Raw genomic sequence first — 13,523 nt, forward strand, 5'->3', positions numbered from 1 at the left:
ATGTGCACTCTCTTGCCGCTGATTTTGACCGGCGCGGGACCATTTACACGACCAGAAGGACTCACTTTCAGGCATGAATCGCAGACGATTTATTAAAGGTTCAATGGCAATGGCCGCCGTGTGCGGAACCAGTGGTATTGCATCACTCTTTTCCCGCGCCGCCTTTGCGGCAGAGTCTGACATTGCAGACGGAAAAACCGTACGTTTTGATTTTTCCGTTCTGCAATCGATGGCCCATGACTTAGCACAGAAACCCTGGGGCGGTGCACCACGCGCGTTACCGGACACGCTGGCGAAACTGACGCCGCAGGCCTACAACAGCATTCAATATGATGCAGAGCAGTCTCTGTGGAACAATGTTGAAAATCGTCAGCTTGATGCGCAGTTCTTCCACGTGGGAATGGGCTTCCGTCGTCGTGTACGCATGTTCTCGGTTGATGGTAGTACGCATATGGCGCGTGAAATTCACTTCCGTCCGGAACTGTTTAAATACAACGACGCGGGTGTGGATACCAAACAATTGGAAGGGCAGACTGACCTCGGATTCGCTGGATTCCGCGTGTTTAAAGCGCCAGAACTGGCCCGCCGCGATGTCGTTTCTTTCCTGGGCGCCAGCTATTTCCGCGCCGTGGATGACACCTATCAGTACGGTTTATCGGCCCGTGGTCTGGCGATAGATACCTACACCGACAGTAAAGAAGAATTTCCTGATTTCTCCTCTTTCTGGTTCGAAACGGTTAAACCGGGCGCAACCTCCTTTACCGTGTATGCGCTTCTCGACAGCCCAAGCGTAACCGGCGCATTCAAGTTCGTGATCCACTGCGAGAAAACGCAGGTGATTATGGATGTACAAAACCACATCTATGCGCGCAAAGACATCAAGCAGCTCGGCATTGCGCCGATGACCAGCATGTTCAGCTGCGGCAACAACGAGCGTCGGATGTGCGACACTATTCACCCGCAAATCCATGACTCCGATCGTCTGGCGATGTGGCGGGGCAATGGCGAGTGGATCTGCCGTCCGCTGAATAACCCGCAAAAGCTGCAGTTCAACGCCTATACCGATAACAACCCGAAAGGGTTTGGCTTGCTGCAACTCGATCGCGACTTCTCCCATTATCAGGACATCATGGGCTGGTATAACAAGCGCCCAAGCCTGTGGGTCGAACCGCGCAACCAGTGGGGCAAGGGGACCATCGGTCTGATGGAGATCCCGACGACCGGCGAAACGCTGGATAACGTTGTCTGCTTCTGGCAGCCGGACAAGAAGATCAAAGCCGGCGATGAGCTGGAATTCAAATATCGCCTGTACTGGAGCGCTCAGCCGCCGGTGCGTTCACCGCTGGCTCGCGTGATGGCGACCCGGACAGGCATGGGCGGTTTCCCGGAAGGATGGGCACCGGGCGAGCATTACCCAGAAAAATGGGCGCGTCGTTTTGCCGTTGACTTCGTTGGTGGCGATCTAAAAGCGGCTGCGCCGAAAGGCATTGAACCGGTGATTACGCTCTCCAGCGGTGAAGCGAAACAGATTGAGATCCTCTACGTGGAGCCTATCGACGGTTATCGCATTCAGTTTGACTGGTATCCAACCTCTGACTCGACCGATCCGGTAGATATGCGTATGTTCCTGCGTTGTCAGGGTGACGCCATCAGCGAAACCTGGCTGTATCAGTACTTCCCGCCAGCGCCGGATAAACGTCAGTACGTTGACGACCGCGAGATGCGTTAATCACGCCCTTTACGGCTCTCCTGATGGGGAGCCGTATCTGCATTCATCCTCATAACGACTCTGTACACTATTTACTCGATCCTGTTCGCATTTTTCTGTATGGCAAATGGGTACTCTGTGGGTGTGTATTTCTTATACACGTTCTTGTCCACTAACAGGGAGAAAGTATGTTTCCAGAATACAGAGACCTTATTTCCCGACTGAAATCCGAGAACCCTCGCTTTCTGTCCTTATTCGAAAAACACAACAGCCTTGATCATGAGATCTCCAGACTGGAAGGTTCGGATGGTCGGGGGTATAGTTTGGACATTGTTCGTCTTAAGAAACAGAAACTCCACCTGAAGGAAGATCTGCTCAAAATATTGCAAAAAGAGAGTGTCAGTGAGAGCTAAGTAGAACGGCGCTTGCTGTGTAAAAGGGCTTCCTGCGAGAAACGGAAGCCCTTCCTGTTTTAGGTGTTAATCGACCATCACGCGTTTGTTCGTCGCCCCCCAGAGGATCGACATTTCAGTGAACAACGCGCCGCTAATTTCTTCGACTTCTTCTGCACTAACCTGCGCATTTCCCTGTTTACCGAACAGCACCACTTCATCACCGGATGCAACCTGCGGCAAATCGGTTACATCGACGATCACGGTATTCATGGATGTTTTACCCAGTACCGGAACCCGCTGGCCGCGGATCAGCACGTGCCCCGCATTACTGAACACACGGCGATAACCATCGGCATAACCTGTCGGGATATTGGCCAGAACGGAATCACGTTTAAGGGTATAGGTTCTGTCATACCCGACGGTGTTTCCTTTGGGGTAATGGTTTACCGACGCGATGGCAGATTTAAACGTCATGACGCGTTTGTATTCGGTGCTGGCGATGGTATCGCCATAGAAAATACCGCCAACACGCACCATGTCGAGCCAGGATTCTGGAACGGTCAGGGTAGCGAACGTATTCGCGACATGCAGGGTGACATCTTCGCGCTTAAGACCGGTAATTTTCAGTACCTGGGCTGATTGCGTATTGAAACGGGCCAGATCGCGTTTTACCACTGCCGCATCTTCTTCCGGGAAATGCGACATGATGCCGACAATTTTCAGGCCAGGTAATGCGGAAATAGCGCGTGCTTCTTCCAGACCTGCAGCGGTACTGACTTCCAGACCGTTACGCGACATACCGCCAGAGTTCAGCGCCAGATGGATACGAATAGTTTTACCTTTCTCCTGAGCGATTGCACTTAGACGCTTAGCCATATCCAGATTACCGATAAGCTCTTCGGTATCGAAATCCGCCGCCTGGCGCATCTCTTTTTCCGTCGCGTTACGCACGCGCATGAGCTGCGATGTATAGCCTGACAGGCGAACGGTACTAATCTCCTCGTTGCTGGCGATGCCAATACATTGCACGCCGTTTTGCATCATCACTGGCGTTACCAGTGAGAGATCGTGGCCATACGCGTCGCCTTTAAGAATGGCGCACATCCGGGTTTTATCTCCCAGCAGTTGCTGAACTTTATGAATGTTATATTCCAGCGCGCTACGGGAAATTTCCAGCGTGGTATTATCCACGACCTGTTGCTTATTGACGGCAAAGGGAACGGGGCCCGCTTGCGTGGTGGAAACAGGTTGGTGACAGGCGGTAATCAGTAAAAGCGGAATAAGTGCTAAACGACCCAAAGGTGCTGCCATGCTTGCTCCTTAGCAATAGAATGAAAGTGTTATTGTCATCATTACGGTCTATCCATCAGGGGATACCCGGATCACCAGAGTAACGGGTTCCACGCCAGAGATTCTTTCTAAGTGATTGCTGTTACAGCATAAAAATAAGACATCCCCGGCGCTAAACAGAGTAATATCGGCTACTGCCAGTCAGAAATGCCCCGTTTACGATCGCAAAGGAGATAAACATGTCAGAAATAATTATCGTTAGTGACGCGCTGGAACTGCGGGCGGTAGAAGAACACCACGTCACCCCTCTGCATCAGTTGGTGCTTAAAAATAAAACCTGGCTCCAACAGTCACTGAACTGGCCGCAGTTTGTCGAATCTGAGGACGACACGCGTAAGAACGTGCAGGGGAATATGATGTTGCACCAGCGCGGCTACGCCAAAATGTTCCTTATTTTCGAACAAGGGGAGGTGGCTGGCGTTATCTCGTTTAACCAGATAGAGCCGCTGAACAAAGCCGCTTATATTGGTTATTGGCTGGGTGAAGAGCACCAGGGCAAAGGCATTCTGTCTCAGGCGCTACAGGCAATGATTCATCATTATGCGCAGCGCCAGGAGATTCGCCGCTTCGTGATTAAATGTCGTGTAGATAACGTTGAGAGCAACCAGGTGGCGCTGCGCAATGGCTTCCGACTGGAAGGATGTATGCAACAGGCGGAGTTCCTTAATGGCGATTACCATGACGTGAATCTCTACGCCCGCATCATTGATGGCTCTTCAGAATAAACCGGCGATAGGGGTGCGCGTGATACGTTGTTCGCCGTTGATCACTTTTGGCCCGCGCAGATGGATTGCATCGCCATCAAAGGCTTCAACTTGGGCCTGATCGGTTATCTCAATATGATGCTCGATCAGCACTTCACCCAGAATACAGGCATAGCCTTCAATCAGGATGTGACCGTCAAGCTGGAGCGGTCCGCCACGTAATTGCGCATGCCCCCCAACCAGCACGTGGTGTTTCAGCACGCAGTTACCTTCAACCACCGCGTGTTCCGCCACCTGCGAGCTGTAGCGCAGGGTAGGAATGGCGTCTTCATCCGTTCCGGCGATGACGCGTGCATGCCCATAGACTTTGGCGCAATCGCAGATCCAGACATTATTCTCTTCATTGCCTTCTATCCGTGCAAAATCAAAAACTTCAGCCCGATGTTCTATAAAGGCATAATTGATCATCGCATCGCCATAGATTTGCGCCTGATGCACCACACGAGAATTGCTGACTGCCGCCCGCTCGTAAATTTGCAGGAGCTGGTCGCTTTCACGGGTTAACCCCCTGGCTGCAATGATTTCAGAGTCACACACAATGCGTGCATCACCGCAGATGAGGCACTCACCGCGAACAATAGAATCCTGAATGGTGACGTTGTCACGTATTTGCGCGTTATGGCTGATTTCTGCTCGGTCAATCCAGACGGCATCACCAATCTGCGCGCCGTCTCTGACCACGCTTGCCTGTGTAATACGGGCGTCTCCGGTTATCGTCGCGCCGGAAAACGCAAGCGCATTCTCATCGTATATCCAGCAATTACCGCTTTGCGACAGAACGCTTTCATCATCAATCCAGCCACCGAGCGTACCGGATCTAACATCATTAAAATCAATGAGTGCGATGATTTGGCGTAGTAATACACTTTTTTTATTGCCATTATCCTGGTAACTAAAGGAGCGAGATTCATCGCTTAGACGGTATTTGGTCATAGCTCATTTCCATGTTGCGCACCTTAGTTAAACGTAGCAAAGTTTTCTGCACTGGCTAAACCGGCAGATATTCCATAAAATGCATTTCAAATATACTTTAAAAAATAAACAAAATGAGTAAGAACAAACAGAGTGAACGGGTCCTCAATCTTCCGGCCGGTTATTTTGGCATGGTACTGGGTACAATTGGGATGGGATTTGCGTGGCGTTACGCCAGCCAGGTGTGGCCGGTGAGCCACTGGATTGGTGATGGCTTAGTCATCCTTGCGATGGTCATCTGGGGATTGCTGACGCTGGCATTTGTGAATCGCTTACTACGTTTTCCGCACAGCGTACTGGCGGAAATTCGTCATCCGGTGATGAGCAGTTTTGTCAGTCTGTTTCCAGCAACAACGATGCTGGTCGCGATTGGTTTTGTACCGTGGTATCGACCGCTGGCGTTAGGATTGTTCAGCATCGGCGTGGTGATACAGCTGGCGTACGCCGCCTGGCAAACGGCAGGGCTGTGGCGTGGGGAGCATCCGGAAGAGGCCACCACGCCGGGTCTGTATCTGCCAACCGTTGCCAATAACTTTATCAGCGCCATGGCCTGTGGTGCACTTGGGTTCAACGATGCCGGATTGGTGTTTTTGGGCGCCGGGGTATTTTCATGGCTCAGCCTGGAGCCAGTGATTCTGCAACGTTTACGAAGCTGCGGCGAGCTGCCGACGGTTTTACGGACTTCACTTGGTATACAGTTGGCACCCGCGCTGGTGGCCTGTAGCGCCTGGCTTAGCGTCAACGGCGGCGAGGGGGATACGTTAGCTAAAATGCTATTTGGTTATGGTCTGCTGCAACTTCTGTTCATGCTACGCCTTATGCCGTGGTATTTGTCACAGCCATTTAATGCGTCATTCTGGAGCTTCTCGTTTGGCGTGTCTGCGTTGGCGACAACGGGATTGCATCTTGGACACGGCAGTGAATCAGGATTTTTTCATACGCTGTCTATCCCACTGTTTATTTTTACCAATTTTATCATTGCATTATTACTGATACGTACGTTTGCATTGCTGATGCAGGGGAAACTGCTCATCCGCACGGAGCGTGCTGCATTACTGAAATCTGAGGATAAATAATGACCCTTTGCGACGAAAACTACTTTACTGAAAAATATGATTTAACCCGTACGCATTCCGATGTCGTTGAAGCGGCAAAAGTGGTTGCACCAGGTAAAACGTTAGATCTGGGCTGCGGTAACGGCCGAAACAGCCTGTACCTGGCGGCAAACGGCTATGACGTTACCGCATGGGATAAAAACCCCATGAGCATCGCTAACCTTGAGCGCATCAAAGCGGCTGAGGGGCTGACCAACCTGAACGCGAAGGTCGCTGACCTTAATGCGTTACGTTTTGAGGGTGAATACGATTTTATTCTATCTACCGTTGTGCTGATGTTTCTTGAAGCCAAAACAATCCCTGGCCTTATTGAGAATATGCAACGTTGTACTAAACCGGGTGGATATAACTTAATCGTCGCAGCGATGGATACTGATGATTTTCCGTGCACAGTTGGTTTTCCGTTCGCGTTTAAAACCGGAGAATTACGCAACTATTACTGCGGGTGGGATCTGCTGAAATATAACGAAGATGTAGGTGAACTTCATCGTACAGATGAAAACGGTAATCGAATTAAACTGCGCTTTGCCACCATGCTGGCACGCAAAACTTCCTGAACCTCCCGTTTGGGTTAACTCTTTCTGCGTTCAGCATTTTTTGTGCTGAGCGCAGAGATAAAATTGTGCGGTGCTTACCATTTTTAGTACATCCAAAATGAAACTGTTTTGCTATCCTTTTTAGGCATCATTGCGAAAACTAAAGGGATCGTTTCATGCGTACTCAAACTTTATTTAAAGTTGCAGTGCTTACTGGCTTGTTGGCATTATCCGGCTGTGCGTCAAAAGTGACCGAGCCGGATAAATATTCTGGGTTTTTAAAAAATTACTCTGATCTGAAGGAAACAAAATCAGCATCGGGACAAACGGTACTCCGTTGGGTTGATCCGAGCTACAACGAATCCAAATATGACAACATCGTGTATAACCCGGTAACGTATTATCCGGTTCCTAAACCTACTACACAGGTAGGGCAGCAGGTTCTTGATCAATTACTGACCTATACCAATACGAAGTTGAAAACGGCGATCGGTCAGCGTAAACCTCTGGTTACAACCCCAGGGCCACGTAGCCTGATTTTCCGCGGAGCGATTACCGGTGTTGCGACCAGCAAAGAAGGACTGCAGTTCTATGAAGTGGTCCCGGTTGCACTGCTGGTTGCGGGAACGCAAATGGCGACGGGTCACCGTACCATGGATACCAACCTCTATTTCGAGGGTGAGTTGATTGATGCAGCGACCAATAAACCGGTGATTAAAGTTGTACGTAAGGGTGAAGGTAAAGACCTGAACAACGAAAGTACGCCGATGGCGTTCGAAACGTTGAAGAAAGTTGTTGATGACATGGCAACCGATGCTTCCATGTTTGATGTGAACCAAAAACCACAATAAAAATGATGAACGCACCATCTCAGGATGGTGCGTTATTTTATGCCACGCGACGACGATAGAATAGTTTACCCATCAGCGCTTCCGGCCTGGCAAACATCACCAGGTTACCCAGTAAAATCAACACGAGTCCAGCAATCGCGTTAACTTGCCAGATGTATCCTTCATACAATGTTGACAGCGTCAGCGCCACCAGCGGGAACAGCAGCGTGCTGTATGCTGCCTTGCTGGGTCCAATGCGACCGACCAGCGTGAAATAAGCGCCAAAGGCAATCACTGAGCCGAAAATAGCCAGATATAACAGCGCGCTAAGATAGCTGAATGTCCACTGTGGCGTGAAGTTGTCGCCGCGCACCAGCGCAATGGCCGCGATCAGCAATGTGCCGTACAGCATGGCCCAGCTGTTGGTCGTTAACACTTCTAACCCTTTTTTCTGGTGACGCAGACTGATCATATTGCCCAGTGAGAAGCCGAAGGTTCCCAGAGCGCTTAAGCCGATGCCCAGCAGCAGTGAATGATTAAACCCGCTGTTGAGCAGATCTTGCCAGAATAAGGTGACGATGCCCGTCAGTCCCAGACCCGCTGCAATATAGAAGCGCAGCGGTGGTTTTTGCCCAAAAAAGATGAAGCTATTGACTGCATTGAACAGGACGGCCATTGAGAAAATCACCGACTCCAGACCGGTATTAATCCACGCCGCAGCCGTATAAAAACACCAGAAGTTAAAGCAAAAAACGCATCCGCCCTGTAACAGACAAAACAGATGATCGCGACCAGACAGTTTGCGTAATTTACCGCTTAACAACAGGAACACTATCATCACTGAGCTGGCAACGGCGAAGCGCCAAAAGATAGAAACCGGCGCAGAAACCGGACCTTGCTGCAAATAAATCGCAATCCATGTCGTTCCCCAAATAACCACCACCAGGCAGTACAACAGTGCGTTCATACAACTCTCTCTTTTTGTCGTCAGACTTACACTGTGTCACGACGGAATGCAGGAGACTTTCATCGGCTTGCGGTGGACTTGCAAAATCTTGCGCTTTTTTTTGCGTAATAGTGAAAAGGCAGCTGTTAACGATATGTAGCTGATATAGACTGAAAGCCTGCTAACTTATTTTGAATGTGATGGTATGTCTCAGCCCTACGGTGCCTTTGAAAACTTGCGCAAACATAATGCCGTGCTGCATGAATCGGTTGCGTTACATTCAGGGATCCAACTGGCGGCCTGGTCGAACAAACGCGATACCATCACCCAGTATTGCGATCACCATACGCTGAGTTTATACATCGCAGATGGTTACGAGAGTTACCACAAGACGGCGGGAGGCTGGAAGAATGGCGGGGGACCAGACCGTTTTTGCCTGATGCCGAAAGAGAGTGAGTCCAGTTGGGATATTCGTGACGATCTTTCCTTTGTTCATCTCTATTGTACGGACGCGCATTTGCGCGAAGTGGGTGAAAAAGTCTGGGACAAAAGCCCCTATAGCTTCACGCTGGACGAGCATACGTTTGGCAGTGACCCGGGGATCACGGCGGTTTACCGTCAGTTTTTGCTTGGTAACGACTGGCAGCAACCGGCCAATCACCTCACGCTTAGCGCAGCATCTTCACTACTGTTAACGCATCTGATCCAGCATTACAGCAATGTGCAATGGCGACTTCCCGTTGTCACCGGAGGGCTTGCGCCTGCCACATTGCGCAACGTGCTGGCCTATATTGAAGCACATCTGGCGTATCCCATAACGTTGAGCGATCTGGCAGGTGAAGCAGCGCTAAGTGAATTCCATTTTGCCAGAATGTTTCGCCAGTCGATGAATATGGCGCCTCATCAGTACGTCATGCAACGCCGTATGGCGCTGGCGCAGCAACTGGTCTGTTATTCATCACGCAGCCTGTCGGATATTGCAATGGCCTGCGGGTTCAGTTCGGCGAGCCATTTCAGTAACCGGTTTAAACAAGTGACGGGTAAAACGCCAACGCAGTTACGCGCGGCGAAATAACGTCAACACTGAGTAGCAGATACCGCCGACGATCAGCCCCCAGAATGCAGACCCAACACCAAATACCGTCAGACCACTGGCCGTAACCAGAAAAGTCACGATGGCCGCATCGCGTTCTGCTTCATTATGTAAGGCTTGATATAAACTACCGCTAATCGTGCCAAGCAATGCCAGACCAGCAAGCATCTGGATCCAGCTTACGGGCAGGGCTGCCATCAGTCCTGTGACCGAACCGCCAAACACCCCAGCCAGAATGTAAAAGACACCCGCTGCCGCTGCGGCGAGCCAGCGTCGATTTGCATCTGGATGGGCTTCGGGGCTTTGGCAAATTGCTGCGGTTATGGCGGCGATGCAGATGGAATAGACGCCAAACGGCGAAAATAGCAGTGCCAACAGACCCGTAAAAACAATCAGGGGTGAAACGGGTAACGAATATCCAGATGCTTTCATGGTCGCAATACCGGGGGCATTTTGCGAAGCCATAGTGACCAGAAACAGCGGTAGCGCAATACTGATACTGTGGGCTAATGAAAAGTGTGGTGCAATAAACGCTGGCAACACCGGTGACAGATTAACACCATCGGTGACAATGTCACCTTTAACCAGGGCGATGGCTATACCTACCAACATTGCCGCGATAACGGCATACCGTGGGGCAATTACTTTTAGTACCAACCACGCCAGCAGCATGCTGCCGCACAAGATAAGCTCACTGTTCAGACTATTGAACGCCTGCAAACCAAAACGCAGCAAGATCCCGGCCAGCATGGCCGATGCCAGCGAGTGGGGAATAATTTTCATCAGGCGGGCAAACAGCCCGGTTATACCGCACAGCACAATCAATGCATTAGCTACGATAAAAACACCGATAGCATCCTGAATCGATACCCCGTGCAGGCCCGTCACCAGCAGCGCGGCACCGGGCGTTGACCATGCGGTGAGAACAGGGGCGCGATACCACAATGTCAGCGCCAGCGTACTGACCCCCATTGCTAGCCCCAGTGCGGTCATCCAGCCTGCGATTTGTCCGGTCGTCGCACCTGCGGCGAGCGCCGCTTGCCAGATAATGGCCGCTGAACTGGCGTAGCCGACCAGGACAGCCACAAAACCCGACAAAACTGTAGGCAAGGGGATGGAAAATGTGCGCATAGCAACTCCGCGTGCGTTATAACGGTCAGTTACTGTAGCACTGTGCGTTATAGCGTACAAGTGCTAAGCTGTAGCCCCGAGAAAGGAGAGCGACGAAGGAGAAAAATGGACAACTTAACCCACTATCTGGCCACAACGCTCAAGACGCTACGTCACCAGCGTGAATGGAGCCTTTCGCGTCTGGCGGAGGAAACTGGCGTCTCAAAAGCGATGCTGGGGCAGATTGAGCGCAACGAATCCAGTCCAACGGTGGCGACATTGTGGAAAATTGCCACTGGACTGAACGTCCCGTTTTCAACGTTTATTTCACCACCAGAGTCAGAAGGCACGCTAACATTCGATCCCCAGCAGCAGGCGATGGTCGTCACGCCGTTGTTCCCGTGGGATCCGCAACTGTGCTTCGATCATTTTTCGATACTGCTGGCACCCGGCGCGCTCAGTGAATCTACTCCGCATGAAACCGGCGTAATTGAGCACGTGGTGGTGATTAGTGGTCTGCTGGATATGTGTATTGAGGGGCAGTGGCGCACCCTTAAATCCGGTGAAGGTGTCCGTTTCGCCGGAGATACGGCACATAGCTACCGTAACAGTAGCGAGCAAACGGTTCATTTTCACTCGCTGATCCATTACCCACGCGGTTAATCGGGAAAACTATTTCGAAACGCCGCGCTTGTGACTACAATAACCGCCATTTTTACCGCTTGTGGATGGTAACAACTGTATGCGCCAGCAGCCTCATCACCTTGAATTGTTAAGCCCGGCTCGGGATACCGCCATTGCGCGCGAAGCCATTTTGCACGGCGCAGACGCCGTTTACATTGGTGGACCAGGTTTTGGCGCGCGTCATAACGCCAGTAATAGCCTGAAAGATATTGCCGAATTAGTGCCTTTTGCCCATCGTTACGGGGCAAAAATCTTTGTGACGCTAAATACGATCTTGCATGATGATGAGCTGGAGCCCGCACAACGGTTAATTACCGATCTGTATCAGACCGGCGTTGATGCCCTGATCGTGCAGGATATGGGGATTCTTGAACTGGATATTCCCCCGATTGAACTGCACGCCAGCACCCAGTGCGATATTCGCAGCGTTGAGAAGGCGAAATTTCTATCCGATGTGGGATTCACCCAGATTGTGCTGGCGCGCGAACTGAGCCTTGAGCAGATTAATGCTATCCATCAGGCTACCGATGCGACCATTGAGTTTTTCATTCACGGTGCGCTGTGCGTTGCCTATTCAGGGCAGTGTTATATTTCACATGCACAAACAGGACGCAGCGCTAACCGCGGCGACTGTTCCCAGGCTTGCCGTCTGCCGTATACCCTGAAAGACGATCAGGGACGCGTGGTGTCCTATGAAAAACATCTGTTGTCGATGAAAGATAACGATCAGACCGCCAACCTGGGCGCGTTGATTGACGCAGGTGTGCGTTCCTTCAAAATTGAAGGGCGCTATAAGGACATGAGTTATGTGAAGAATATTACCGCGCATTATCGCCAGATGCTCGACGCCATTATTGAAGAGCGCGGCGATCTGGCCCGTTCATCAGCGGGACGTACCGAACATTTCTTTACTCCATCCACAGAGAAAACCTTCCATCGCGGCAGCACCGATTATTTTGTGAATGCCCGTAAAGGGGATATTGGCGCATTCGACTCACCAAAGTTTATCGGTTTGCCGGTCGGCGAAGTCCTGAAGGTGGCAAAAGATCATCTCGATGTTGAAGTGACCGAACCGCTGGCAAACGGGGATGGCCTGAACGTGTTAATCAAACGTGAGGTTGTTGGATTTCGCGCCAACACCGTGGAAAAAACGGGGAACAATCGTTATCGGGTATGGCCGAATGAAATGCCCGCCGACCTGCACAAAGTGCGTCCGCATCATCCGCTGAATCGCAACCTCGATCATAACTGGCAGCAAGCGTTAACAAAAACTTCCAGCGAACGCCGTGTTGCGATCGATATTGAGCTCGGCGGCTGGCAGGAGCAGTTGATTCTAACGCTCACCAGTGAAGAGGGCGTGAGTATCACCCATACGTTGGACGACCAGTTTGAGGAAGCGAACAATGCGGAAAAAGCGTTGAGTAACCTACAGGATGGACTGGCAAAACTTGGTCAGACTATGTACTACGCCCGTAATATTCAGGTGAATCTGCCGGGCGCGCTGTTTGTGCCAAACGGTCAACTAAATCAGTTCCGGCGTGAAGCCGTTGATATGCTGGATGCAGCGCGCCTGCAAAGCTATCAGCGCGGTAGCCGCAAACCGGTATCTCAGCCAGCGCCGGTTTATCCACAAACGCACTTGAGTTTCCTGGCTAACGTCTACAACCAAAAAGCGCGTGAGTTTTATCACCGTTATGGCGTTCAGTTGATTGATGCAGCCTATGAAGCACATGAAGAAAAGGGCGAAGTGCCGGTGATGATCACCAAACATTGCCTGCGTTTCGCCTTTAACCTGTGTCCGAAACAGGCGAAAGGTAACATCAAAAGCTGGAAAGCAACACCGATGCAACTGGTTAACGGCGATGAAGTCCTGACGCTGAAATTTGATTGCCGACCGTGCGAAATGCACGTAATCGGCAAGATGAAGCACCACATTCTGAAGATGCCGTTGCCGGGCAGCGTCGTGGCTTCGGTCAGTCCAGAAGAACTGATGAAGACACTGCCGAAGCGCAAAGGTTAA

At 51.1% G+C, this 13,523-nt stretch carries 13 protein-coding genes; 9 read left to right on the forward strand and 4 right to left on the reverse strand.

The window, feature by feature from the left end; translation table 11 throughout:
• Window positions 1-73: 73 nt before the first annotated feature.
• Entirely contained in the window at window positions 74-1,729 is a 1,656-nt protein-coding gene (locus OGY08_RS12445; protein ID WP_125363249.1) for a glucan biosynthesis protein D, read from the forward strand.
• A 167-nt stretch (window positions 1,730-1,896) separates the two neighbouring features.
• Complete coding sequence (locus OGY08_RS12450) at window positions 1,897-2,121, forward strand: HP1242/YdcH family protein (protein ID WP_003833168.1); 225 nt, start codon at window positions 1,897-1,899, stop codon at window positions 2,119-2,121.
• Between the two features lie 66 nt (window positions 2,122-2,187).
• Here OGY08_RS12450 and alr read toward each other — a convergent pair whose 3' ends face one another.
• Window positions 2,188-3,414 (reverse strand): alanine racemase, encoded by a 1,227-nt coding sequence (alr, locus tag OGY08_RS12455; RefSeq protein WP_153753008.1) that lies wholly within the window; start codon window positions 3,412-3,414, stop codon window positions 2,188-2,190.
• Window positions 3,415-3,632: 218 nt separating this feature from the next.
• Between alr and rimL the strand changes: the two genes are divergently transcribed.
• Window positions 3,633-4,178 (forward strand): 50S ribosomal protein L7/L12-serine acetyltransferase, encoded by a 546-nt coding sequence (gene rimL, locus OGY08_RS12460; protein ID WP_125363250.1) that lies wholly within the window; start codon window positions 3,633-3,635, stop codon window positions 4,176-4,178.
• Here the strand turns inward: rimL and ydcK are convergent.
• Entirely contained in the window at window positions 4,170-5,150 is a 981-nt protein-coding gene (gene ydcK / locus OGY08_RS12465) for a YdcK family protein (RefSeq protein WP_125363251.1), read from the reverse strand. The two genes, rimL and ydcK, sit on opposite strands and share 9 nt — an antisense overlap.
• 113 nt (window positions 5,151-5,263) lie before the next feature.
• On the opposite strand from ydcK, the gene tehA reads away from it, so the two are divergent.
• The 3 genes from tehA (at window position 5,264) to OGY08_RS12480 (ending at window position 7,691) form a co-directional block, all read left to right on the forward strand.
• Entirely contained in the window at window positions 5,264-6,265 is a 1,002-nt protein-coding gene (gene tehA / locus OGY08_RS12470; protein WP_003833162.1) for a dicarboxylate transporter/tellurite-resistance protein TehA, read from the forward strand.
• Window positions 6,265-6,861: a tellurite resistance methyltransferase TehB gene (gene tehB, locus OGY08_RS12475; protein WP_125363252.1), complete on the forward strand. Its 597-nt coding sequence runs from the start codon at window positions 6,265-6,267 to the stop codon at window positions 6,859-6,861. Before tehA ends, tehB begins: the two co-directional genes overlap by 1 nt.
• A 155-nt stretch (window positions 6,862-7,016) precedes the next feature.
• Window positions 7,017-7,691, forward strand: a complete 675-nt coding sequence (locus tag OGY08_RS12480) for a DUF3313 domain-containing protein (protein ID WP_008784852.1) — start codon at window positions 7,017-7,019, stop codon at window positions 7,689-7,691.
• Between the two features lie 37 nt (window positions 7,692-7,728).
• On the opposite strand, the gene OGY08_RS12485 is transcribed toward OGY08_RS12480, so the two are convergent.
• Entirely contained in the window at window positions 7,729-8,637 is a 909-nt protein-coding gene (locus OGY08_RS12485; protein WP_125363253.1) for a DMT family transporter, read from the reverse strand.
• Between the two features lie 184 nt (window positions 8,638-8,821).
• Here OGY08_RS12485 and OGY08_RS12490 point away from each other — a divergent pair, with 184 nt between their 5' ends.
• Window positions 8,822-9,691: an AraC family transcriptional regulator gene (locus OGY08_RS12490; protein WP_057068172.1), complete on the forward strand. Its 870-nt coding sequence runs from the start codon at window positions 8,822-8,824 to the stop codon at window positions 9,689-9,691.
• On the opposite strand, the gene OGY08_RS12495 is transcribed toward OGY08_RS12490, so the two are convergent.
• Window positions 9,674-10,840: a benzoate/H(+) symporter BenE family transporter gene (locus tag OGY08_RS12495; RefSeq protein ID WP_060682170.1), complete on the reverse strand. Its 1,167-nt coding sequence runs from the start codon at window positions 10,838-10,840 to the stop codon at window positions 9,674-9,676. The two genes, OGY08_RS12490 and OGY08_RS12495, sit on opposite strands and share 18 nt — an antisense overlap.
• Before the next feature lie 105 nt (window positions 10,841-10,945).
• Between OGY08_RS12495 and OGY08_RS12500 the strand changes: the two genes are divergently transcribed.
• Both OGY08_RS12500 and rlhA read left to right on the forward strand, forming a co-directional pair.
• Window positions 10,946-11,482, forward strand: a complete 537-nt coding sequence (locus OGY08_RS12500) for a helix-turn-helix domain-containing protein (protein WP_032943531.1) — start codon at window positions 10,946-10,948, stop codon at window positions 11,480-11,482.
• A 79-nt stretch (window positions 11,483-11,561) separates the two neighbouring features.
• On the forward strand, window positions 11,562-13,523 hold the full coding sequence (rlhA, locus tag OGY08_RS12505; protein ID WP_125363255.1) for a 23S rRNA 5-hydroxycytidine C2501 synthase: 1,962 nt from the start codon (window positions 11,562-11,564) through the stop codon (window positions 13,521-13,523).

This window comes from Citrobacter sp. Cpo069 (assembly GCF_030332785.1).
In the GTDB taxonomy this organism is placed as follows: Bacteria; Pseudomonadota; Gammaproteobacteria; order Enterobacterales; family Enterobacteriaceae; genus Citrobacter; species Citrobacter portucalensis.